This window comes from Burkholderia sp. 10_S31, from assembly GCF_056930375.1.
The window spans coordinates 1500918-1523639 of record NZ_JBXOWK010000001.1 but is presented as its reverse complement, the minus strand read 5'-3'; the positions used below and the strand labels follow the sequence as shown (position 1 = coordinate 1523639).

The following is a 22722-nucleotide window of genomic DNA, read 5'->3' as shown; positions in this document are numbered from 1 at the left end:
GTCACGCTCCAGCCGGTTGCGCGGCAGCCTCGTACGCGAACTCATCGGCCTGTGGGGGGCGTGCGGCGGACACTGTATCCGTGAGCTGCAGCAGCGCGGCGAGCGCGACGATCGCGTCCGACGCTTCCTGCGGCGCGCACACGCCCGCGACGAAACGATCCGGCCGCAGCAGCACAACCGACTGAGGAATCCGGCTGAACCAGTCTTTCAGCCGGCCCGTCGTATCGCCGATCGCGATCACGCCGTCAGGCACGTCGGCCACATAGTCGAGTTGCACGTCGGGCTTCGCCAGGACGAAGCACGCGCCGAGTCGCTCCCACACCGTGCGGGCCGCGTCGGTCAGCCCGAAGGTCGGGTCGCTGCCCCAACCGATCACCGCGAAGCGGTTGCCGATCGCGTCGTCGAGCCGCACCGTGCGGCCGTCGGCCGTGCGCACGCGCGGCTGGATGAACATCCGGCCGACCGGTGACTGGCCGAACGCATCGCGGCCATACACGAGCTGCCCCAGCCACGAACTACGCTTCTGGCTCATCAGGCCGAGCAGGCGCCCCGGCGCGGTGCCGCCCGTGCAGTCGAGCAGCCGGGCCAGCACGCCGCCGTCGCGTGTGCACTGCGGCAGCATCACAACGCCGGCTTCGTAGCGCGGCATAGGCTTGAAGCGCATCTCGACGAAATAGCGTTTCGCGGCCGGAATCAAACCGAGCGCGCGCACGAACCCGTCGCGCACGACACGGCCGACGCGCGTCGTCGGCGCAAAAATGTCGCCGGCGACTTCCGACAGATGAATCATCGAGCGCGCATGGTCGCGCCGCTCGAGCGTATAGCTCGCGAGCAGCTCGGGCCGCGCGAGCCCCTTCGCGACCATTGCGAGCTTCCAGCCGAGATTGCTCGCATCGCGAATCCCGCTGTTGTAGCCCTGCCCCTGCCAAACCGGCATGATGTGCGCGGCGTCGCCCGCGAGCAGCACGCGGCCGACATCGAAGCGGCGCGCGAGCCGCGCGTTGTGCGTATAGACGCGCTTGCGTATGTAGTCGACCTTGTCCGGATCGGCGACCACCTTGCGGATCAGCGCGGCAAGGTTTTCAGGCCGCGACAGCTGCTCCTCGGTTTCGCCGGGCATCACCATGAATTCGAAGCGGCGGATCCCATGTGGCAGCGCGGCCGACACGTAAGGTCGCCGCCAGTCGCAATGCAGGTACACGTGCGGCGAGCCGAGCGGATCGTTGCGCACGTCGACGACGATCCACTGGTTTGGCTTCGTGCGCCCTTCGAACGATACGTTGAGTGCGCGGCGCACGAAGCTGTTGCCGCCGTCCGCGCCGACCATGTACCCAGCACGCACGATCTTCTTCTCGCCTTGGGCGTCAACTATCTCAATCGTCACGCCGTCGCAGTCCTGGGCAAACGAGTCGACGGTGTGCCCAAATAGCACGCCTACGTGCGCGAATCGCGTCAGTCCATCGAACAGCACACGGTCCGCCAGCGGCTGGATGAATGCGTTGCGGCGCGACCAGCCAAATTCGTCGGTCCGAGGCTCGATGGACGCGAAGCAGCGGCCGCTACCAGCGACAAAGCGCATCCAGTGGTCGGGGGTCGTGTGTGGTAGCAGCGCGTCAGCGAGACCTACGGTCTGGAATACCCGAAGCGCTTCGTCATCGAGGCCGATCGCGCGGGGATAGTCGATAATCTGCTCGAGTTTCTCGATGATGATCGTTCCGACGCCTTGCTGTCCCAGCAGGTTAGCGATCATCAGGCCGACCGGGCCGGCGCCAACGATGGCGACGTCCGTTGCGATGACATGCGGGCTGCCCGACGCGGGCACAGCCTCATATTGGGCGGGCATCTATGTCTCCTGCAATGCTGTTTTAAGTGCTGCGCGGCCGGCTGCCGCGCGTCTCCACCATCGGACCGGCGCCAACGCGGCAAGCTCTGCTACGATGGACGAGTCTTCGCCGACGCCATCCACCGGGCCCTCTCTGCCGCCCATGCCTCCGGTTTCAAACAAAGTCTAAGGAGCGCGATATCGCGCCTCAACAATTTGAGTGGAATGTGCACTGGATGCACGCCATTGATTTAAAAGGACTTTATCGTGTCGAGATACACCAGCGTACGCGGCCTCGCGCGTGGCCTGCAGGTACTGCGCGCGCTAAACGGGATGGAGAATGGCCGCGCGACTAGCCAGCAAATCAGCGATGCCACCGGGTTGCACAGAACTACGGTGCGGCGGCTCTTGGAAACTTTGGTCGAAGAAGGATGCGTGCGCCGTAGCCCGTCCGACGACAGCTTCAGGCTAGTGCTCGGCGTACGCTCGCTGAGCGAAGGTTTTACGGACGACGAATGGATTTCAACGGTAGCGCCGCCAGTGATGGCCCAACTAACACAACGTGTCGTCTGGCCGTCTGATTTGACGACACCCGATGGCGACGCGATGATCATTCGCGAAACCACGCACCGATTCAGTCCGCTGTCATTTCACCGATCGATGGTCGGGCGCCGGCTCCCGATGCTGTTGACCGCGGCTGGCCGCGCATATTTTGCTGCCTGTCCCGATGCCGAGCGAGCGGGCATCCTCGCACTGTTGCGAACCAATGCTGGCGATGAAGAGCAGCGCCGCCTCGCATTCGATGACGCGTATGTCGCGAATCTGATCCGCCAGACTCGCGCGGACGGATTTGGTATCAATGCGGGCGACTGGGGTGCCCAAAAAAAGATCGGCGCTATCGCTGTGGCCATCTCCGCGCGCGGGCACGTGCTCGGCAGCCTGAACGTGATCTATTTATCGAAGGCGATAACACCAGCCGAAGCAATTCGGCGTTTCGTACCCGAACTCAAGGTGGCTGCTCGAGAAATCGTCACTGCCCTTGAGGGCGCCGACGCAGGCTAAGATTGGGATTGCCGCCCTTTTGTTGCCATTGTCGGCTATAGCAGCCAGCGGACATAGGCGGGCCTTGGCGCCCACACCTTATTGAGTTCCATTTGGATCGATCGTTCGCAAACTCGTCTGGCATGCTGCGGCATGGCTATGACGAAGTGCTATGAACTCAAGTCGATCACGCTCAGGGTATTCCCCGGGGGCCGATCGGTTTACTTATTGCGTTTCGTAACCATAGAATGCACCATCGTGTCACATTAAGTTCGGTCCTTCGCCTTAAGTAACGCTACTGCCGTCCGTCAAATAGACAAAGCCAGCAAACAACAACGGACGCTTCAGTGTGCGCGTGTACTCGGCGAAGGACTGAGATCGATTTGGGATATACGAAGGCACATTCCAATGATCCAACCAAACTATAGTAGTACCAACGCCAGTACATAATCCAACGCCAGTCCGTTCAAGGTTACGAAAATTTCCTTCCATTTAATTCGGACTACGATTATCTATAGATTCCAAAAAACACTGGCTCAAAGTGCGAGCCAGCAAGGAGACAAGTCGTGCAAAGAACCGTTCGGAAAATTGCAGGGGCTGCATCGATCTTGCTTTCTCTATGCGCAGTGAATGCCATCGCCGCAGAGAAGATCACAATTATCGTTGGCGGTATCAATAAGCTCATCTATCTACCCGCTAAACTGACTGAATCTCTGGGCTACTTTCGCGATGAAGGCCTGGATGTCGACCTGCAATCGCAGCAAGCTGGCGTAGACGCAGAAAACGAGCTCGTCGCCGGCGCAGCGCAGGCGGTCGTCGGCTTCTACGATCACTCGATTGATCTCCAAGCCAAGGGGAAAGAGATCGAGAGCATTGTGCTCTTCGGCCTCGTACCAGGCAGCATGGAAATGGTTCGCAGCGACATGGCGACACAGATTCGGAACATGGGGGACCTCAGGGGCAAGACACTCGGCGTTACCGGACTCGGTTCATCGTCGGCCTTCATCGGGCACTTCCTCGCGGCAAGGTATGGTTTGAAGATGTCGGATTATTCAACGCTGCCGGTAGGTGCGGGCAATGCCTTGCTTGCGGCGGTAAAGCAACGTCGAGTCGAGGTTGTATGGAGCACGGAACCCACGACTTCATTGCTGCGCGCGACCGGGGACGCACAGGTGCTTGTCGATTTGAGCAGCGTCGACGGCACGAAGGCGGCTCTTGGTGGCTTGTACCCGGCATCGAGCCTCTACGTCCAACGTACATGGGCCGATAGCCATCGGGATGACGCACAGAAGCTTGCGCGGGCGTTTGTCCGGACGCTTCGCTTCATCCAGACCCACTCGGCGGAAGAGATTGCGAACGAGATGCCCGCTGACTACTACGGCGGCAGCAAGAGCCTTTACGTGAAGGCCCTTCAAGCATCGATGCCGATGTATTCGCCGGACGGAAAAATGCCTGACGGCGGACCCGAAACCGTCCTGAAGGTATTGAGCGAGTTCAATCCGAACATCAAGGGGCGACACATCGATCTCTCCAGAACGTTCACCAACGACTTCGTCACTCGGGCGCAAGCACCTCGCTGATTCCCCACTTCTCTAGGCCAGTAAGGTAGCAATTGATTCAGCCCAGGAGGATGCAAAGTACTTCCAGTATTCGCTCGGCCCGGGCTACTTCCTTTCGAAGCGTACCGACGTATATGCCGTCGCCATATATCAACCACGCATCCGGGGTCGGCTCGACCGGCAATGCAGTTGTGTCCGAGATCAACACCCAATCGGCCTCGGGCAACAGCAACCAACTGCTCGCTCGCATCGGCATTCGCCCCAGGTTCTGATCGGCTCGATGATTAATCCACCTCGCTGGCGCGGAAACGCCAGCGAGTGGCGCACTCGACGATACATGCTCTACCGACGCACCGCACTCGCCGGAAGCCGTGACAGGAGGAGCGGGAGTTCTAGCGCCAGCCTACAAAAATGGGCGAATCATATGATCGCACCTGTCCCACCGTCCTGCAGCAGATCGCACCACATTGAACGCGAAGGCATCCGATAGCAAATGCGACCATGTCCTTCAAACCTGTAAGGAACAGCGTTCGAGACGGTGTAAACACTGAGCAGTCGCACATCCGATTGCGTTTTATGATCATAAAACGCTATACTCAAATCTCACGACGGGCTTCGTGCTAGCCCCCTATCGGAAAGCGGCGTCATGTGGGGCGCGCACTGGATGCCCGTCTCCCCATATCAACCTTGGCGTCGGCATACGCGGCGCCCCCATTTTTTGATCGGAGAGGCAGCATGACCATGAAGACCCCCTCGGGCGCGGCCCTTCTCAAGCCGGAAACCCTGCTGACGCATGAGCGCGGCGGCGGCGCCCGCACAACGCCCCTCGTGTCGCGCGACCTGGGCACGACAAGCTTCATCACGGGATACACCTCGTTTGATCCGGGCGTGGAGATCCCCTTCCATAGCCACAACTGCCAGGAAAGCGTGGTCCTCATGGAGGGTGATGCAATTCTCGACATCGATGGTCTGGAGTACCAGTTGAAACCTCACGACGTCACGTTCATTCCGCCCAACGTCAATCACCGCTTCCGCAACCTCTCGAAAACGAATCCGATGAAGATTCTCTGGATTTACGCCACACCGGAAGCGACCCGCACGCTGACGGCCACGGGCCAGACGAATCCGGTCTCTGCGGAGCATGGTAAGCACTGATCGAGTGCCTCGAGATAACCGAGTCCAGGCTCGATAGTCACCCGTTGCGTCGTGCGTCGTGAATTCTCGAACCTGTTCATTTCTGCACCGCTATACGACGCGTCGCGGCTTGCTGGGCGCCAATTGGCGCTCCCAGGCACGCGACAGCGACTCCCCCTCGGGTCCAGCATTGCCACCTAGATTGTCGGCATCATCAGGAGATTCAAATGCCATTCACCGTTCAAGCAGAAGAGCTCACCGCATTTGGTACGGCAATTCTGGAAACCTTGGGCGTTCCTCGACAAGACGCGCACCTGCTGGCCGACAGTCTAGTCACGGCGGAGCTTTGGGGTCACTCTTCTCACGGGATGTTGCGCCTTCCCTGGTACGTTGGGCGCCTTCGCACCGGCGTAATGACCGCCGTGACCGCACCTGAGAAAGTGCTTGATGGCGGTGCTGTCTCGATTCTCGATGGGCGTCACGGCATCGGTCAGGTGCTGACGGCGTCGGCCATACAACTCGGTATCGAGCGTGCGAGCCAATACGGTATTAGTGCAGTCGGCATACGCAATTCGAACCATTTCGGCACGGCCGCGTATTTCACGCGCGAATCCGCCAAGGCGGGGTGTGTTGCATTCCTCGCAACCAATGCCAGTCCTGCGATGGCGCCATGGGGAGGCCGCGAAAAAAGTGTCGGCACCAATCCGTGGTCGATCGCTGCACCGGGAGGCCGCCGTGGCGTCGCGGTGATGGATATCGCCAATACCGCGGTCGCTCGGGGCAAAATCTACCTCGCCGCGGAGCGAGGAGTGCCAATCCCCGACAACTGGGCTGCCGACGAGCAGGGTGTTCCGACGACCGACGCCAGCAAGGCGATTCACGGCCTCATATTGCCGATGGCCGGGCATAAAGGGTACGTCATTTCGTTCATGATGGACGTGCTTGCTGGCGTTCTTACCGGTAGCCACTTCGGGTCAAACGTCGTTGGTCCATACGACGCCACGAAGCCAAGCGGCTGCGGCCATTTGCTGATCACGATCGACATCAAGTCGATGATGCCGGTCGCAGAATTTGAACGTCGCATGGAGACCCTGATCGATGAGATCAAGGACGTGCCGAAAGCCCATGGCGTAGAAGAAATCTTCTTCCCGGGCGAGCTTGAGGACCGCAACACCGAGAAACTGCGTGAGACCGGAATCACGCTTGCGGACAATACTTGGCAAAGCATGAGCAAACTCGCCGAAGAAACTGGCACCCCACTGCCCATTTCCGCGCACGCTTAACACCCAGGAGCATTGAATGATCGCGCTTATCGTTTCCCTGAAGGTCCATCCGGAACGCCTCGAAGACTTTCTCGACGCCATCAAGGAGAACGCGACTCGCACGTTCTCCGACGAGGCCGGCTGCAAGTATTTCGACGTGACGCAGGACATCAAGGATCCTCTCCATTTCATGTTCTACGAACTTTACGAAGACGACGCGGCAATTGACGCACACCGAGCCGCACCGCATTTCGCCAAGTGGCGCGAAGCAGCCGACCGATGCGTGGTGAAGGGCAGCCAGATCAACACGCTGTGCACCCAACTCTTCCACCACGCTTAATCTGCTGCCGCGTGCAAGCAATGCGTGCGGTCATAGAAGAATTTGAAGGATCAAGTCATGACACTCGAAATCACTACCGTTAATCCAGTCAACGGCGAGGCGCTCGAAACCTATCAAAGCTGGAGCGCCGAACGCATTGACGATGCTGTGGCAGCTGGCCGTGCCGCGGCCCAGTCTTGGGGCAAAGCACCGCTCGCTCAACGCGTCGCTGCCGTCCGGCGGCTCGCCGAGGAACTCCGACGCCAAAGCGCTTCACTTAGCCAACTCGTAACCATCGAGATGGGCAAAATCGCGGCGGAAGCTGCGGGCGAAGTAGAGAAATCCGCCGTTACTGCGCTCTACTACGCTGACAATGCGGAACGCATTCTCTGCGACGAACAAGTCAACATCGAGGGAGTCGACGCGTGGGTGAGCTACGAACCCATCGGCCTCATACTGGCAGTCATGCCGTGGAATTTCCCCGTATGGCAAGTCATGCGCTTCGCGATCCCGTCGCTGACCGCTGGAAACGGTGTGGTCCTCAAGCACTCGCCGAACGTAACAGGTTGTGCGTTGGCCCTCGAACAGCTTTTCGTCGACGCTGGATTTCCGAAGAATCTCGTCACCACCTTGGTCGTCGCCGAACCAAACGTTCCCCAGGTCATTGACACCCTTATTCGTGACGACCGCATCGCTGCTGTGACCCTGACCGGCTCGAACCGCGCTGGAGCCGCCGTCGGCGCCGCGGCGGGGCGCGAATCCAAGCGGTCGGTACTTGAGCTCGGCGGCTCTGACGCATTCGTCATACTCGATGATGCAGACGTCCCGCGGGCGGTCGAGGCGGCTGTCAAGGCTCGTTTCAACAACGCCGGCCAGAGCTGCGTGTGCGCAAAGCGCTTCATCGTTTCGGAGGCGATTGCCGAGACCTTCACCGAGCAGTTCGTGAAGAAGGTTGACGCCATCGTAGTCGGCGACCCAACCGACTCGGGCACCCACATGGGGCCCCTCGCTCGAGCAGATCTGCGAGATGCGCTCGACAGCCAAGTCAAGCGTTCGCTCGAAGCGGGCGCGAAGTTGCTTATCGGCGGCAAGGCAATCGACGGCCCGGGATATTTTTACGCGCCCACGGTCATTGGTAACACTGCACCAGGCGTCGCGGCGTTCGATGAAGAAACCTTCGGCCCGCTCGCCGTTATTGCTGTCGCTAAAGACGATGGCGATGCAATCCGTTTGGCCGACGCGACCAATTTCGGTTTGTCGATCAGCATCTGGTCGGCGTCGACAGATCGGGCGCTCGCTATTGCCAAGGGTGTTACGACCGGCGCAGCGTTCATCAATGCGATGACAGCATCCGACGCCCGCGTACCATTCGGTGGAACGAAGAAGTCTGGGTATGGCCGAGAACTCGCAACGGCGGGTATTCGCGAGTTTACGAATACCCGAACCTACTGGACGGTCCGGCCCAAGTAAGCCGCGCGTCGTCTCAAAGAATCCCTGCCGACGAGGCAGGGATCCTTCCATTTCCCTCAACACGACCCTCGATCCGTCCTGTTCCATGACCTGACGCTGCGCATTCGCGTATGCGGTCTTCAAATCCCAGTGTCGCTCTGTGATTGCCTTCACCTCCCTTCTCAAGGAAAAGTCCATACGTTCGACTTTCGAAGTCCGACGGGCTTGACCATACGTACGAAGCCACCGTGAAGCGCTGTTTCGGCTACAGCGGGACACCAGGCACTGCACGTTCGCTAGTGACGCGCTGCAGCGGATCGGCGCGCTGTACACGATTGAGAACCAGATCCACGGCGAACCGCCTAACGAACGCTGGCGCGTGCGCAAAGAGCTGGGGGTGCCGCAGCTCAACGACATGAAGCGGCGGTTCAACGCAACTCTTGCCACGCTCTCCGCGACGTAGAACACGATCAAGGCAATCCGGTACGCGCTAAATCGCTAGCCGGCGCTCATTTACTACTGCAGTTACGGGCGCGTGGAAATCGGAAATACGAGCGCCGAGCGAGTGCTGCGCGGCATCGCTCTCGGACGGCGAAACTGACTGTATGCCGACTCCAACTCCGGTGGCGAACGTGCCTCGGGATGTATAGTTTAATCCGCACCGTACGCCTGAACGGCATCAATCCCGAGGCGTATCTCGCCTATATGCTCAAGCGCATCGCTGATCATCTGGTCAACTGCATTGATGAGTTCATGTCGGGGACTGTGGCACCGGCGCTGCCGTCAACCGCTCGCGTCGAACAGCCACGGCGCTCCACGAAATGAGTCGCCGCATGAATTTGCTAAGAACGCTGATAGTGGGGAATTCGGGCTCGGGAAAAAGCTGGCTTGCCCAACGAATTGCTAATCGCATGGGATCACCCTGTATAGACTTGGATTCGATTCATTGGCTTCCCGGCGGGTACAACGTTGCCCGTGCGCGCAACGAGGCCGTACAACTGCTGGGTGATTGAAGGAATTTACGGCTCTCTCGTCAACGAGATCCGTACTGACTCTGCCGCACCGGTCTGGCTGTGTCTCAACGAAGCGGAATGTGTTGAGAACATTCGCCAACGCGGTATACGTCGTGGAGGAGACGCGGCTGCATTCGCAGCGTTGTTGGATTGGGCTTCGACGTATCACAGCCATCAGGGACCGAGCTCGTACATTGGCCACCAGAAATTGTTTGACGACTATGGGGCAGACAAGCGAGTTCTTCGATCACGCGATGCCGTAATGGTCTTTTTGGACCGTCGGTAAACGTAGCGTGTCGTTGTAGCTCAACCGTGCGCAGAATGCGCCTATATCGAAACGATGACGTCAATACGGCGTTGGCTAGACTCTTACGGACATCATTGACGCCGGGAGACTTCGCGAACGCGAGATTGCGCATCGCTTCAGCTCTGTAGGGCCGGTCACCAGCGAGCGTGCAATCGACCTTCCGGTGCTGAAATGACCGGACGCCACAACTCGCCCGCCCCCTGCAGATCACGAGTGCGCGGAAACCGGAGCTTGCGTATGGGAGCTCTGATCAACTACCGGCGAACGAGTCATAGTCATAACCACTACCGCACCAACGAGGAGGAGAAGGCCAGCAATTCCAAATGCCCAATCGTAGCTGCCCGTGGCTTGAATCACGTAGCCCGTCGCGATCGGAGCGATCATTCCGAAAATATTCCCCCCAACCACCACGAACGCCATTGCTTTGGCTACGTGCTTGGCACTCGGCAGCAGATCGTTCAGCAGAGCAAAGTTCAGCGAGGTCGTCGACGCAATCCCTGCCAGCGCGATCGAAAAAACCACCAGCAGCGTGGCGAGACTCGAGATGAACGGGACAGCCAAGATTGCAGAGCCCGTGAGCATCGCCATTGCAACCGCGTTGCGGCGCCGACCGGATCCAACACCGCTCTTTTTCAAGTGTCGATCGCTGAGTCGGCCGACACCGATGCACAACAGCACTGCCGCGGCATAAGGAACCGCTGCGATAGCGCCCGTGTGGGCCAGCGTCAGATGTCGCGTTGACTGCAGATAGCTCGGCAGCCACGTCAGGAAAAGATATTGCGTATAGACATTACAGCCTTGCGTGATCGCCAAACCCCAAAGTGTGCGCGACCGGAGCAGCGTGCGCAGGCCGCCGGCGGTACTCGCGTCCTCTTCGTCGACAACGACCGGGGTCGAGCTGCGCTCGCGAAGAATCTTCGCTCTCTCGTCTGACGGCAACCACCGCACCTTTTCCGGAGAATTGAAGAAAGCGAGCCACGCCGCGAGCCACACGAAGCCGATGCCTCCAGCGATAACGAACGAGAGCCGCCACCCGAAGGCCGCAACCAATGCGCCGAGGAGCACCGAACAAATGGCCGGGCCAGCATACGAGCCGCTATTGAACATCGACGTGACCATCCCGCGTTCGCCTGCCGGGATCCATTGGCGAATGACCTTGCCCCCGACTGGGTTGCTGGTCGACTCACCCGCCCCCATCACCAGGCGCGCAGTAATCAGGCTCGCAAAACTCGTCGCGGCGCCGGTCAGAGCTGTCGCTGCGGACCAGACGAAGATCCCGATCCCAGCCATTCGCTTGGTACCAAATCGGTCAACCAGGAAACCCATCGGCAGAAGAAATAGTGCATAACTCCAGATAAACGAAGAGAACAGGTAACCCATGCCCACCGCGGAGAGGTGGAACTCGTGTTCGATCGGCTTTGCCGCGATCGAAAGAGCAATCCGATCCATGTAATTGATCATGGAGAGGGAAAACAGGAAGACGGCGATCCATCCTCGGCGATACGACATGATTTGTCTCCAGCTGCTCTGGCGGTATCGAGCCTGTCGCCGAAACCGCTTTAAGTGTTTTATGATCACAAAATGCACTTTTGGTTTTAAAAAAACGCCGTTGATCTCGCGGCGTCTCTCACCTGTTCAGATTCACGATTCTTCGGGGAACACCTCCTGAGCGCGCACCTTCGCCCGGCGCGCGCCATCGATATGCTCCCGAAGCAGCGTGGCGGCCTTAAGCAGATCGTTTTGGGCGATTGCATCCAGGATGGCAAGGTGTTCCTTCGCTTGTCCCTGGCGCGGCTTGCGAGCTCTTGCCTGCCGATACTCGACAAGGCGACGCAAGCGGTCCATGCGACGGACGGATTGGGCAATAAAGCGGTTGCCAGACCATTTCGCGATCGTTTCGTGAAACTCGCTGTTGGCCTCGAAAAGCTCGACCGAGTTCATCGTGAGGTAGCCGGAGCCGGCAATGAACTCCTGCCGCCGGCGCAACTCCTCCAGTTCCACGCGATCTGCTTTGAACATCGGGGACATAACACCGGTCGGCTCGATAGAGGCGCGGAACAAGTAGCTCTCTTCATACGCGTCCACCGAATCAATCATCGGCATGAATTGCCAACCATGCCCGACCTGCCGCTCCAGCCAGCCCTCTTCTTGCATCCTCGACAACACACGCCGCAATTCGCTACGCGAAACTTCGTACTGGCGCATCAGGTCGGCCTCCGTGACCACATCAGGAAGCCGACGCGAAAGACGATCGTCGGCGATCTTCAGGTACAGCGGATCGTCGGGTTCGTTGAAAAAGTGCTCGGCGACCGCCGTCACATCGCGGGCTGGCTGCGCCATGAAAAATCCGCGATTCGCGTCGTAATAAACGACACCGAGCGTCGCCAGATGGTGGAGTGCTGCATTCACCGGCGTGCGGGACGTGCCGATTTTTTCGGCAAGCAGGGATTCCGCCAATCGATCCCCAATTGCCAGATCTTCGCGTCTGGCAAGGGCAATGATTTCGCGGGCGACACGCGTCTGCAAGGGAGTAAGGATCGGGCTTTCGAGAGAGCTGTCCATATTTTGTACGGGCGACAAATGGCCGTTCACCACGGCTGCGTGAGCCGAGGCCAAACTGGTGTGAACAACCGATTTTGCCATTGCCGCTCTCCTCGTGAGTCTCCCTGGCGCTCCGCTCAGGGTAACCACCTGCCTCAAATGCATTTGCTTATTGCGTTTCATGATCATAGAATGCACAAACACGAAACGCAAGCAATGCCTGCTTGCCTTGGAGAAAACCCCGATGTTCGGCTTTTTCGGTTACCAGATGCCCCCACGGCCGGCTCGACCGGCCACTCCCGGGATACTGCTTCCGCAGGTGGCCGTCAGCGATCAGGCTGGCTAATCATGGAACGCACTTTCGCTTTTGTAGGCTGTCGAACGACCCGCGCACGCAACGCCGAAGGAACTGGCATCTCTGTTTTCGAGATCGACCCGTCGGGTGGCTGGCAGCATTGTCAGACACTTGAGCCATTGGTCAATCCGAGCTTTCTTGCGTTAAGCGAGGCACAAGACCGGCTTTATGCGGTGCATGGCGACGAAAGCGAAGTGAGCGCCTATCGGTTCGATTCTGTCTCAGGGCTACTCAGCGCCTTGAATGTGCGTTCTGGCGTTGGACGCAACCCTGTGCATGTCGAATTTTCGCGCGACGGTTCGTCGCTCGTCATCGCAGGCTATGCGACCGGATCCTTGACGCCGGTTCCGATCGCCAGCGATGGCTCGCTCAATTCTCCTTCGCTTCCCGTTGTGCTCGAGGGGCGTCCAGGCCCCCATCGCGTTGAACAGGTATCGTCCCACCCGCATCACGTACCCCGCTACAGCACACGCTTCGTCGATAGTGATTGGTACATCGTACCGGACAAGGGACTGGACACTGTCTTCGCCGTAAGATGGTTGTCCGATGGCTCGTCTGTTGTGAAATGCGCCCGGGCACGAGAAGGCGCTGGTCCACGTCACGCGGCGTTCCACCCCTTGCGACCATACGTTTATGTCGTCAACGAGCTCGATTCGACTTTGACGAGCTGGTTGTTCAACCATTCAACGGGTGATCTGACGGCAGTAAACACCGTCTCGGTAATACCGGGTGACTACCACGGTTGGAGTCGTGCAGCAGGAATCGCCATCGCGGCCGACGGCCGGTCGCTGTATGTCACGAACCGAGGCCACGATACGATCGCAACCTTTTGTCTCGATCCAACCACATGCCTCCCCACCGACATTGCGTGGACGCCGACCGGAGGATCGTTTCCGCGGTTCCTCTGCCTGGGCCCAGACGGCAAGACGCTGTATGTAGCAAATGAAAACTCACATTCGATCGTTCAGTTCTTGCTCGAATCTGGTAGCGGGCGGCCTGTTGCAACGGGCCGCCGCGTTGAAACTGGAAGCCCAGTTTGCATTGTCTTCGCTCGCTTCGGTACGTAGATGTCGGTGAAGAACCGCACCGCGGGGTTCGAACCAGGACATTGTTTAAGCCTGGCTGGCGAGAGGCGTCGCTCATGAATTCAGGCTGCTGACAATCGCAAACGGTGGGAGTCATCTGAGTTGCGCATCGAAAAGAATGGCAATTTAAGAGAATTTCACCAATATATTCTGCATACCTTATTTAATATCACGACGGTTGCTCGTTAAACTTGAGATTACATAGGAGACGTTACATGCAACAAACGAGAGAACTCTCTTCAGATAATGCAGGCATCCGTAGAAGCAGTTTCTGGCCTTATGGTTGGTGGGCAATCGTTGAACTGCGCATAGGCATTGTTCCGCTGCCGATCTACCTTCTCCTGATCGCGCTCGTGGCGGGCTTCGTTACGACGGGCAAGGTTCCCGGTGAGATCTCGATGGCGATCGCGGTCCTGGTGCTTTGCGGCTTCACTTGTGCGGAGATCGGTAAACGCATGCCAATCTTCAACAAGATCGGCTCCGCTGCGATCGTCGCCACGTTTCTTCCCTCGTTTCTCGCGTTTCATCAGTTGCTTCCTGCCAAGTTGATCGGCATGGTGACAAACTTCACGCATGTGAGCAACTTCATGTATCTGTTCATCGCGTCGATTATCGTTGGCAGCATCTTCAGTATGGATCGCGAGGTGCTGATCCGAGGATTTGCCAAAATATTCTTTCCACTCGCTGCCGGGTCCATCGTTGGTGGAATCGTCGGAACCATCGTGGGAACCGTGCTCGGCCTCGGCACCAAGCACACCCTTCTCTACATTGTCATCCCGATCATGGCCGGAGGCGTAGGTGAAGGGGCGATTCCCCTTTCCGTCGGTTATTCGGAAATTATGAAGATCCCGCAAGGTCCGGTATTTGCGGAAGTCCTACCGGCGGTCATGATCGGAAGCTTGTGTGCCATCCTATTCTCGGGTGTTCTCAATTGGGTCGGTGAAAAGCGACCGCACCTGACCGGACGCGGTACGCTGCAGCCGGCCGCCGAACTTCCGACGACGCCGGTCGACGAATCGGCGCCGTCCACTCCCGACGTAAATACTGTCGCTGCAGCTGCGATCACCGCCATCTCCCTGTACCTGGTGGGCCTCCTGGGACATCGGTTGCTCGGATTGCCTGCACCCGTGGCGATGCTCTTCATTGCCGTCTTCATCAAGGTCTGTCGGCTTGTTTCTCCGAATCTTGAAGGCGGCGCGCGGGTTGTCTACCAATTCTTCTCGACCGCGGTCACTTACCCGTTGCTGTTTGCAATCGGAACTGCAATGACACCGTGGGACAAGCTCGTCGCTGCCATTAATGTCGCAAACGTCGTAACCATCGCGAGTACTGTAGCGGCCCTGATGGGCACCGGCTACCTTGTCGGCAAGTGGTTGAAAATGTATCCGATCGACACCGCAATCGTGAATGCCTGTCACAGCGGCCAGGGTGGTACCGGAGACGTCGCCATACTCACGGCCTGCAACCGTATGAACCTGATGCCATTCGCGCAGATTGCGACACGGATTGGAGGAGCAATCACAGTTACGGTGACCCTTCTCCTTCTGGCACATGCGTTCTAACGTGTGTCCGAAGCAGACGGGAAAATTGTCGTGACGAGCCACATGCGTGAGCTCCTCCGCACACGTCAACCCGGCTACGCAGCACCGGACCGACACAAGCGGCGCCCCCAGCGGCTACAAGCGTACGTCCACGAGCTGCGCTTTCAAGCTGGTCCCAACACGATTTGGATCTTGAATCCGAAACGGAGAAACCGGCGACCGGCAACTTTTCTGTTTCCGGTGTCGGCTGGAGGTTGTAACGGTATTGCTTTAGATCGAAGCAACACCGACGGTCATGCCGCCACAAACATACAAGGTCTGTCCCGTAACAAAGCCACTGGACGGTTCTAGAAAGAAAGCGATTGCTCGTGCAACGTCCTCCGGCACCCCCAGCCGCTTGACCGGAACGCTCGCAATAATGGCCCGTGTCCGCGGGGATTCCGGAGGATTAGCTGCATCGAATAGCTCCGTCCGAATCGGGCCAGGACCAACTGCGTTAGCCGTAATTCCCCAGGTACCGAGTTCGAGTGCCCATACGCGCGTCATCCCCAACAGAGCCGCCTTACTCGCTGCATATGCCGTGCGCAATTCCTTTCCTAACGCAGCTCGAGACGAGACATTCACGATACGACCGAACGCAGCCTCCTTCATTCCCGGAAGAAGTGCCTGCATACACTGATGCGCGCACCGGACATTCAGATCCAAGACCTTTCCGAGATCCTCCAGCGTCTGGGTACTTGCGTCGGCCGGCGCTACCATTCCGACGTTATTCACTAGCCTCGTTATTGGCCCCCCTGCCAAGGCGTCCGCAAGGGCATTGGCACAATCCGCTGGATCCGAAAGATCCGCAATTATTCCATCTCCTACTTTGTCGATTACAACCACGTCATAACCGTCTTCCCTGCACCGGCTGGCCACGGCGGCACCAATACCACTCGCTCCCCCAGTTACAAGAACCCGCTCTTTCATCATAGCCCTTATGTACGTCGCACCTGTCGGAAATCAAAAAACTGACTGACTCAACGCTTCGTCGCGTACTTGAAGGTCCCGAGAGACTTCGCCACCAACAACCCACTGCCGTCGACAATCTCGCCTTCACAGTAAGCCATCTTCGCTGACCTATGTAACAAGCGGCCGCGCGCGTAGAGCTGTCCTCGACCGGCCTGGATGAAGCTAATCTTCAATTCGATTGTCAGAACACCTGTATCCGAGTCTGCCACACTGCGTGCGGCCAACGCGAGTGAGATGTCAGAAAGCGTCATACTGATGCCACCATGGGCAATACCCCATGCGTTCATATGCGCCGATCTCAGCGGCAACACCACTTCGCATGTCCCGGCCGAACACGTGACGCGTTCAATTCCGAGTGAGTCAACGAAGGGACTATCGAAACACGGGGCCTCGCTCACAGCCACGGAGGAATCCCCCTCGAGTCCGCTTGATGCTCCGTTTCTTGAAGGCATCGCCATCCCTCAGTAAACCTCGAAAGGAGCAGCAGCTCCCATACCACCAGCGACACACATCGTCACAACGGCATAGCGGATTCCTCGCCGTCTTCCCTCGATCAACACGTGTCCCACCATTCGGGTGCCGGTCATGCCAAACGGATGTCCAATCGAAATCGCACCGCCGTTGACATTTAGTCTCTCAGAATGTACTCCGAGCCGACGCTGGCAATAAATCGCTTGTGACGCAAAAGCCTCATTGATTTCCCAAAGCCCAATGTCGTCCACGGTCAATCCATGCCGGGCCAAGAGTCGCGGTACGGCTAACACCGGACCAATACCCATTTCGTCTGGCTCGCATCCAGCGAGTGCGAGCCCACGGAAGGCGCCAAGTGGCGACAGTCCATAACGTTCCGCTTCGCGTGCCTCCATCAAGACACAGGCAGCAGCACCGTCAGAGAGCTGTGAAGCGTTTCCTGCTGTCACGAAACGATCAGGCCCGTTAACCGGCTCCAGCTTCATTAGTGCCTCTGCCGTGGTGCCCGGCCGGTTGCATGTATCCCTTCTAACCGTTACGGCACGCCTTTCGAATGTTCCGGAGTTCTTGTCAGCAACAGACATGATGGTCGAGACGGGCACAATTTCTTCGTCGAACCGACCCGTTGCCTGCGCAAGCTCAGTGCGGCTCTGGCTCCGGGCAGAAAATTCGTCCTGGTCCACGCGGCTAATTTCATAGCGCTCGGCGACAATGTCAGCTGTCTCGATCATCGACATATAGAGATCGGGCTTTCGCTCCATGATCCACGGATCGACACCAGACGCACTATCTTCCCGCGTACGAATCGACGAGATACTTTCGACGCCGCCAGCGATCATTGCCGGCGCGCCATCAACGACGATTCGCCCGGCAGCGAATGCTATTGCCTGCAGACCGGAGGCGCAAAACCGGTTGACGGTGGTCCCCCCGATTGAGATCGGGAGCTCGGAGCGAACCATAGTCTGGCGAGCAATGTTCCGTCCGGTCGCGCCTTCGGGATAGCCGCAGCCCAAGATCACATCCTCGATCAAGCCCGGATCAATGTTAGCGCGCTCGACGGCCGCGCGTACGGCATAAGACGCCAGTGTGGGTCCCGGTGTCGCGTTGTACTCGCCCCGATGAGCCTTCGTTATCGGGGTACGGGCGGTCGAGACAATTACAGCTTCTCGCATGATGTATCGGATATGAAGTGCAGATTAGTCGGGCAACGAACCGCATCCATCGCGTCGCCACCAATGATTCAAAGATTACTTGCCGGTGACGGCAAATCTAGAAAGAGAGTCATTCAAATGCTCCCCCGGCTTCGTATAGCGCCCCAGGCCAAGAAGGAAAACGCAAGACGCTAAAAGAAGGAACGGAGCCATCTGCATTGGCAGATCGTATGACTTGTTGACGTCGAAATAATAACCCGTTGCCATCGGCCCGATCACTGCCCCTAGTGAGTAACCCGAAAAGACGATTCCGTAAAACAAACCGAATTTTTCCATTCCGATGTAAGCACGTGTGAGATACGAGAGCAAATCACCCTCAGCACCGATCGCGAGTCCAACGAGGATCGAAGCGGCCATCGCACCATAGTAGCTATCGATCTGGCGAAGCAATACGAAGCCGATGGCTCCCGACGCAAAGTATACGCACGCAACAAACGGGGCATGAATTCGATCGACCAGTAGACCGGATGTGAGACGACCAATCAGAATACCGAACCCGACAAACGATGCGCAGCGCGCCGCATCGATAGCGGATATCCCTCGATCCATCAGCAGTGCAGGAAGGTGTGGAACCAGTGACAGTACGGCGGTAGAAGCACATAGAGCACCCGCAAAGATCATGAGTACCTTCACGCGTCGCCCTCGCGTGGATCCGACCCCGGCATCGACGGCGCCGGATGTCCCGCGAACATGAACCACGCGCCGAGAACCACGCTTCTCGCGCATCAGAAGGAATGCAACGAATGCCCCTGCACAAGAGACAATTGCTAGTACCTGGTAGGCCTCGCGCCACCCGACGTGTGCGATCAACCGTGCCGATAGTGCCGGCATCGCGACCGTTCCGATTCCGAAGCCGACCATCGCAATGCCAATTGCCAAACCCAGGCGGCGGTCGAACCATTGTGGAAGGATAGCGAGGTAGCCGAGCACGGAAGTAGCCGCACCCGACATACCGACAATCAGAGACAGTGCCACCCAGCTCACCGTATTGCCTTTCTGGGATGCCATGCAGGCCATCGCAATCGCAAATACAATCGCAGAGACAAAAACGACTCTTTTAACTCCGAAGCGGTCCATCAGGACGCCGATGAGGGGACTGACAAACGCCAAACCAAGCATCGAGGCTGAATACGACTGGGCCGCCTGCGCCCGCCCCCAATGAAACTCCTTGACAATCGCCGGGCTGAAAACGCCGCTGGTTGCGATGAAAATGGCCGCAAATCCGAACGCCATTCCCAATGCCGCACCAAGTACGTTTCGAATGTAAATGCCCTTCGACGTTCCGTCATCAGTTGCGATTTCCATGCCATGTCTCCTTGTGACTTGTTATCGATGTTTTCCGTCAGTGCCCCAACCCGCCAAGATCACCGAGGTAAGCACCGGCACCCCTGACCGTAACCGGAAGCTCTAGCAACCGCAGCATCTGCCGGGCCGTGCACACTGCTGTAGAGGTGACCGGAATGCCCAACATCTCTTGTGCTATCTGAATTGCCGGCAGCGACGGCATCTGAACACAGGCCGAAAGCACTACGGTATCGGCGCCACGGACATCCAATCGTTTAACGTCTTCGATCAGACGCATCGGATCACGTGCGCCAACCTCAAGGTTGTCTTCGATAGAAAAATTGATAGCATCGTTGACTTCGATGCCTTCTGCCTCGATATAGCTGACGACCCGCTTCGTCAAGGCATCGGAATACGGAGCCATAAGCGAGATGCGACGAGCGCCAAAGCTCTTCAACTCATCCACAAGTGCGCCTGCGGACGTCATCACCCCTGGGGATGTCTGATGACTATCGAGCGCGTCCAACAGCGATTGCGTAGCCGCGCGGTGATACCCCTCCCCCATACACATGATTGCGACAAGGCACGCGGTACTCAGCACGTCTACCCGCGCATCCGCGAGTTCGATAGCGCAGCGCCCCATATCGCGGTTCATGCGCTCAAGTTCCTCGGGAACAACGCGATGCATACGAACCCGGCTCGAGTGAAAAGTGAACTGATGCTCCGGGTACGCCTGCATATATGCCCCGAACAATGCAGGAATCTCCTTCTCCATCGTGATATTCGAGCTGGGCACGATTTGCCCAATGCGATAATTCATGTCGACTCCGTTTGTTGTAGCGTCTTACGCGCAAAGCCTTCAAGGATCCTTCTCAACGCATCGGGAATTTCAGTCCCGATGCGCGCGTCGGTGCGCACGCATATGGGTGAGAATTTCGAAAGAAAGACGGGTTGCCGATCGAGCGACTTTCCTTCGAGCAGGATGTCGAACGATCGGCTTCGAATATCGCCTATGCTGCATTCGATATCGACGCTGTCGTTGGGCCAAAGCGTTCCGCAAAAGTCGAATGTCATGCCGCGACACGGCAGCCCGACATCGAAGATTTCGCCAAGCGGCCGATGTCCACCGCCACTCGACTCTGAGACAAAATCCTTGAATAGCGCCACCGCACTAAGGACGTACTCGCTGAGCCGACCGGTATATACGACACCAGCAGGATCGCAGTCTGCCCAGCGAACCGTACGCCGGACGGTAAAGGGCTCCTCATGAAGCACGTACTCGTAACTATGGATCATGAGAGCCCCTCGATGCTGGGAATCGCCCCGGCCACTTCCAATTCCCGGACCAACGCGGGATACTGCTCGCGCAATCGCCCTGCATCGACACGTCCCGTTCTCGTCATGAACTGGTACACGAACTGATGCGGGCTGAGATCGTTCATCCACTCTCGGATGTTTTCGTACCACATATAGGAAGCTTCCGATGCCTTGATCAAGCGGTCCTTGGATTCCCTACGCCGCGCGACATAACCGGCGAGCGCAGCAACGACATCACTGTCGTTTGCGACAATCGCCTGTGCCAAGGCGATCGAATCCTCCATCGCGATACGTGTCCCCGACCCGATCGAGAAATGGGCACTCGCGAGAGCATCGCCGACAAGCACACGGTTTCCACTGAACCAGTTTGCGTTGCGGATGACCGGAAACTGCCGCCAAATGGAATTGTTTGAAATCAATCGGTAACCGTCGAGCTCGGTCGCGAAAACTTCTTCGAAAAGCGTCTCTCTCTGTTCAAGAGTCATCTCTTCCAGGCCAAGTTTGATCCACGTCTCGTGGTCACACTCCGCCACAAACGTACTCATGCTCTCCGAATACGGATAGTAGTGAGCAACGAAGCATCCGCCACAAAACTCCCGAAATACGAGGGAAGGATTTTCGAACGCCTTTCCGACGCCGAACCATGCAAAATGGTTTGTCAGTTCTTGCTTAGTAGTGCCAAATCCGATCTCGTCGCTCGATCGCACTTTTGAATTGACACCATCGGCACCGACAATGATGTCGCCGTCGAGACCATCGATGTCGTTGATTCGCGACGCATAGGTCACCGGAATGTTAAGACGTGTCGCGTGCTCCTGAAGGATCTGCAGGAGCTTCAGTCTTGGGATAGCGCCACCGCCTTGCCCAGGCCGCTTCACGGTTACTGGACTTTCTTGGGTGATGATGGTTTGCTGCGAGGTGAACTTCATGGCCGATATCAAATCGGTGCAAAGCTCAGGCGCCGCTTGATGCAGTCGCGTGAGCCCCGTGTCTGCGAGCACGACACCGAAACCAAAAGTTGCGTCAGCTTCATTCTGCTCGATCACTTCCGTCTGGATATGCGGGGCGTGGCGCGCGAGGAGGATGGCAAGAAACAGACCGGAGGGACCGCCTCCGACGATATTGACCTTCATGCTTGCCTCACGGGCGCGATTACCAGCTTTTCCATATCGAACTGCTCGATGGTCCCAACCAGTCCTCCCGTTAACGCGCCGTACCAGACAGCCGGCTTGAACCCCAACTCCTTTCGCTCAAAGGTAAGGCCCGGCGCCCCGTCGATTCTCACGTAACCATCGCTTACTCGCACGGCTTCGTAACCGCCCCGTTCTTCAGCCGCGTCGACGAGAGCACGAAACTCCGGCACATCGAGGACGAACACGGACGCAACCGACAAACTCCCGGAATCACTGAATCCGGCCCCTTTTCGTTTCCAGACCGGTTCGATGCCCGCAAAGGGACTGCCGGCGTAGCTTGCACGTTCGAGTTCGATGGCCGCTTCGATTGTGCGAGTCGCATCACCCTTATCCTTGTCGTCGAACGGACGCGTCTGGTACGTGATCTCGATGGGATAACCGTTGGGATCATTGAAATAGATTGATTCAATTACTTCGTGGCGAACCTGGTATCGCAACGGAATCCCAACTTCCTCGACGCGAGTTCGCCATTGAGCCAGTTCCGTCTCGTCACGGACAAGCCACGCGGTATGAGTTGCTCGGTCCTGGTAATGATCGGTGGGAATAAGTTTCTCCGGACGTTCGGTACCGATGTAGTAGAAAAACGCGATCGTGCTGCCATTTCCGCTGTCGAAGAAAAAATGAAGGAAGTCCGCGTGGTCGGCCGGCCCCCAGCCTCGCGCGGAAATTGCATGGACCAGCGGCAAACCGAGAAGGTCACGATAGAAACGGACCGTCTCTTCAAGCTTCCATGTCGGACGCGCGGTGTGATGAACACCACGCAACACCGGATTCGCGACGAGTACCTCACGTTCTGAACGGTTCATA

General features: G+C 57.9%; 19 protein-coding genes and 1 pseudogene. 9 read left to right on the top strand and 11 right to left on the bottom strand.

Annotation, left to right across the window (positions count from 1 at the left end):
• Window position 1: 1 nt before the first annotated feature.
• Window positions 2-1843: a bifunctional 3-(3-hydroxy-phenyl)propionate/3-hydroxycinnamic acid hydroxylase gene (locus AC1Z3W_RS06890; RefSeq protein WP_483507340.1), complete on the bottom strand. Its 1842-nt coding sequence runs from the start codon at window positions 1841-1843 to the stop codon at window positions 2-4.
• Between the two features lie 246 nt (window positions 1844-2089).
• Here AC1Z3W_RS06890 and AC1Z3W_RS06885 point away from each other — a divergent pair, with 246 nt between their 5' ends.
• From AC1Z3W_RS06885 to AC1Z3W_RS06855, 7 genes and pseudogenes are all read left to right on the top strand, one after another.
• Window positions 2090-2884, top strand: a complete 795-nt coding sequence (locus AC1Z3W_RS06885) for a DNA-binding transcriptional regulator (RefSeq protein ID WP_124501123.1) — start codon at window positions 2090-2092, stop codon at window positions 2882-2884.
• A 545-nt stretch (window positions 2885-3429) separates the two neighbouring features.
• On the top strand, window positions 3430-4443 hold the full coding sequence (locus AC1Z3W_RS06880) for an ABC transporter substrate-binding protein (RefSeq protein ID WP_483507339.1): 1014 nt from the start codon (window positions 3430-3432) through the stop codon (window positions 4441-4443).
• A 714-nt stretch (window positions 4444-5157) separates the two neighbouring features.
• Window positions 5158-5577 (top strand): cupin domain-containing protein, encoded by a 420-nt coding sequence (locus AC1Z3W_RS06875; protein ID WP_124501121.1) that lies wholly within the window; start codon window positions 5158-5160, stop codon window positions 5575-5577.
• A 206-nt stretch (window positions 5578-5783) separates the two neighbouring features.
• Window positions 5784-6839, top strand: a complete 1056-nt coding sequence (locus tag AC1Z3W_RS06870; RefSeq protein WP_124501120.1) for an Ldh family oxidoreductase — start codon at window positions 5784-5786, stop codon at window positions 6837-6839.
• 16 nt (window positions 6840-6855) lie between these two features.
• Window positions 6856-7158 (top strand): putative quinol monooxygenase, encoded by a 303-nt coding sequence (locus AC1Z3W_RS06865; protein ID WP_124832320.1) that lies wholly within the window; start codon window positions 6856-6858, stop codon window positions 7156-7158.
• A 57-nt stretch (window positions 7159-7215) separates the two neighbouring features.
• Window positions 7216-8607 carry an aldehyde dehydrogenase family protein gene (locus AC1Z3W_RS06860; RefSeq protein WP_483507338.1) on the top strand — a complete coding sequence of 464 codons (1392 nt, stop codon included), beginning with the start codon at window positions 7216-7218 and terminating at the stop codon, window positions 8605-8607.
• Between the two features lie 280 nt (window positions 8608-8887).
• Window positions 8888-9411: pseudogene (locus tag AC1Z3W_RS06855) on the top strand (IS66 family transposase); the annotation flags it as partial.
• A gap of 702 nt (window positions 9412-10113) precedes the next feature.
• Here AC1Z3W_RS06855 and AC1Z3W_RS06850 read toward each other — a convergent pair.
• Together AC1Z3W_RS06850 and AC1Z3W_RS06845 are read right to left on the bottom strand one after the other, a co-directional pair.
• Window positions 10114-11415, bottom strand: a complete 1302-nt coding sequence (locus tag AC1Z3W_RS06850; RefSeq protein WP_483507337.1) for an MFS transporter — start codon at window positions 11413-11415, stop codon at window positions 10114-10116.
• Window positions 11416-11547: 132 nt separating this feature from the next.
• A complete protein-coding gene (locus AC1Z3W_RS06845; RefSeq protein ID WP_260426746.1) occupies window positions 11548-12549 on the bottom strand; it encodes a GntR family transcriptional regulator in 1002 nt (333 codons plus the stop codon).
• 246 nt (window positions 12550-12795) lie between these two features.
• Between AC1Z3W_RS06845 and AC1Z3W_RS06840 the strand changes: the two genes are divergently transcribed.
• Window positions 12796-13869: a lactonase family protein gene (locus AC1Z3W_RS06840; RefSeq protein WP_185640672.1), complete on the top strand. Its 1074-nt coding sequence runs from the start codon at window positions 12796-12798 to the stop codon at window positions 13867-13869.
• Between the two features lie 233 nt (window positions 13870-14102).
• Window positions 14103-15449 carry a 2-hydroxycarboxylate transporter family protein gene (locus tag AC1Z3W_RS06835; protein ID WP_124501114.1) on the top strand — a complete coding sequence of 449 codons (1347 nt, stop codon included), beginning with the start codon at window positions 14103-14105 and terminating at the stop codon, window positions 15447-15449.
• A gap of 249 nt (window positions 15450-15698) precedes the next feature.
• Here the strand turns inward: AC1Z3W_RS06835 and AC1Z3W_RS06830 are convergent, their stop codons facing one another.
• From AC1Z3W_RS06830 to AC1Z3W_RS06795, 8 genes are all read right to left on the bottom strand, one after another.
• A complete protein-coding gene (locus AC1Z3W_RS06830; protein WP_124501113.1) occupies window positions 15699-16400 on the bottom strand; it encodes an SDR family oxidoreductase in 702 nt (233 codons plus the stop codon).
• A gap of 47 nt (window positions 16401-16447) precedes the next feature.
• A complete protein-coding gene (locus tag AC1Z3W_RS06825) occupies window positions 16448-16891 on the bottom strand; it encodes a PaaI family thioesterase (RefSeq protein ID WP_124501139.1) in 444 nt (147 codons plus the stop codon).
• Window positions 16892-16900: 9 nt separating this feature from the next.
• Window positions 16901-18082, bottom strand: a complete 1182-nt coding sequence (locus AC1Z3W_RS06820; protein ID WP_483507336.1) for an acetyl-CoA C-acyltransferase — start codon at window positions 18080-18082, stop codon at window positions 16901-16903.
• 75 nt (window positions 18083-18157) lie between these two features.
• The gene (locus AC1Z3W_RS06815; protein WP_483507335.1) at window positions 18158-19426 is read right to left on the bottom strand and encodes an MFS transporter; all 1269 of its coding nucleotides are present in this window, start codon (window positions 19424-19426) and stop codon (window positions 18158-18160) included.
• A 37-nt stretch (window positions 19427-19463) separates the two neighbouring features.
• A complete protein-coding gene (locus tag AC1Z3W_RS06810; protein WP_124501110.1) occupies window positions 19464-20225 on the bottom strand; it encodes a maleate cis-trans isomerase family protein in 762 nt (253 codons plus the stop codon).
• A complete protein-coding gene (locus AC1Z3W_RS06805; protein WP_124501109.1) occupies window positions 20222-20701 on the bottom strand; it encodes an acyl-CoA thioesterase in 480 nt (159 codons plus the stop codon). Before AC1Z3W_RS06805 ends, AC1Z3W_RS06810 begins: the two co-directional genes overlap by 4 nt.
• On the bottom strand, window positions 20698-21855 hold the full coding sequence (locus AC1Z3W_RS06800) for an FAD-dependent monooxygenase (RefSeq protein WP_483507334.1): 1158 nt from the start codon (window positions 21853-21855) through the stop codon (window positions 20698-20700). Before AC1Z3W_RS06800 ends, AC1Z3W_RS06805 begins: the two co-directional genes overlap by 4 nt.
• Window positions 21852-22721: a VOC family protein gene (locus AC1Z3W_RS06795; protein WP_124501107.1), complete on the bottom strand. Its 870-nt coding sequence runs from the start codon at window positions 22719-22721 to the stop codon at window positions 21852-21854. The genes AC1Z3W_RS06800 and AC1Z3W_RS06795 overlap by 4 nt, the downstream gene beginning before the upstream one ends.
• Between the last annotated feature and the right edge of the window lies 1 nt (window position 22722).

Bases quoted from the DNA above. Each gene is read 5' to 3' on its own strand.
- AC1Z3W_RS06890 (WP_483507340.1), bottom strand. From the start codon at position 1,843: ATGCCCGCCCAATATGAGGCTGTGCCCGCGTCGGGCAGCCCGCATGTC.
- AC1Z3W_RS06875 (WP_124501121.1), top strand. From the start codon at position 5,158: ATGACCATGAAGACCCCCTCGGGCGCGGCCCTTCTCAAGCCGGAAACC.
- AC1Z3W_RS06870 (WP_124501120.1), top strand. From the start codon at position 5,784: ATGCCATTCACCGTTCAAGCAGAAGAGCTCACCGCATTTGGTACGGCA.
- AC1Z3W_RS06865 (WP_124832320.1), top strand. From the start codon at position 6,856: ATGATCGCGCTTATCGTTTCCCTGAAGGTCCATCCGGAACGCCTCGAA.
- AC1Z3W_RS06860 (WP_483507338.1), top strand. From the start codon at position 7,216: ATGACACTCGAAATCACTACCGTTAATCCAGTCAACGGCGAGGCGCTC.
- AC1Z3W_RS06850 (WP_483507337.1), bottom strand. From the start codon at position 11,415: ATGTCGTATCGCCGAGGATGGATCGCCGTCTTCCTGTTTTCCCTCTCC.
- AC1Z3W_RS06845 (WP_260426746.1), bottom strand. From the start codon at position 12,549: ATGGCAAAATCGGTTGTTCACACCAGTTTGGCCTCGGCTCACGCAGCC.
- AC1Z3W_RS06840 (WP_185640672.1), top strand. From the start codon at position 12,796: ATGGAACGCACTTTCGCTTTTGTAGGCTGTCGAACGACCCGCGCACGC.
- AC1Z3W_RS06835 (WP_124501114.1), top strand. From the start codon at position 14,103: ATGCAACAAACGAGAGAACTCTCTTCAGATAATGCAGGCATCCGTAGA.
- AC1Z3W_RS06830 (WP_124501113.1), bottom strand. From the start codon at position 16,400: ATGATGAAAGAGCGGGTTCTTGTAACTGGGGGAGCGAGTGGTATTGGT.
- AC1Z3W_RS06825 (WP_124501139.1), bottom strand. From the start codon at position 16,891: ATGCCTTCAAGAAACGGAGCATCAAGCGGACTCGAGGGGGATTCCTCC.
- AC1Z3W_RS06820 (WP_483507336.1), bottom strand. From the start codon at position 18,082: ATGCGAGAAGCTGTAATTGTCTCGACCGCCCGTACCCCGATAACGAAG.
- AC1Z3W_RS06815 (WP_483507335.1), bottom strand. From the start codon at position 19,426: ATGGAAATCGCAACTGATGACGGAACGTCGAAGGGCATTTACATTCGA.
- AC1Z3W_RS06810 (WP_124501110.1), bottom strand. From the start codon at position 20,225: ATGAATTATCGCATTGGGCAAATCGTGCCCAGCTCGAATATCACGATG.
- AC1Z3W_RS06805 (WP_124501109.1), bottom strand. From the start codon at position 20,701: ATGATCCATAGTTACGAGTACGTGCTTCATGAGGAGCCCTTTACCGTC.
- AC1Z3W_RS06800 (WP_483507334.1), bottom strand. From the start codon at position 21,855: ATGAAGGTCAATATCGTCGGAGGCGGTCCCTCCGGTCTGTTTCTTGCC.
- AC1Z3W_RS06795 (WP_124501107.1), bottom strand. From the start codon at position 22,721: ATGAACCGTTCAGAACGTGAGGTACTCGTCGCGAATCCGGTGTTGCGT.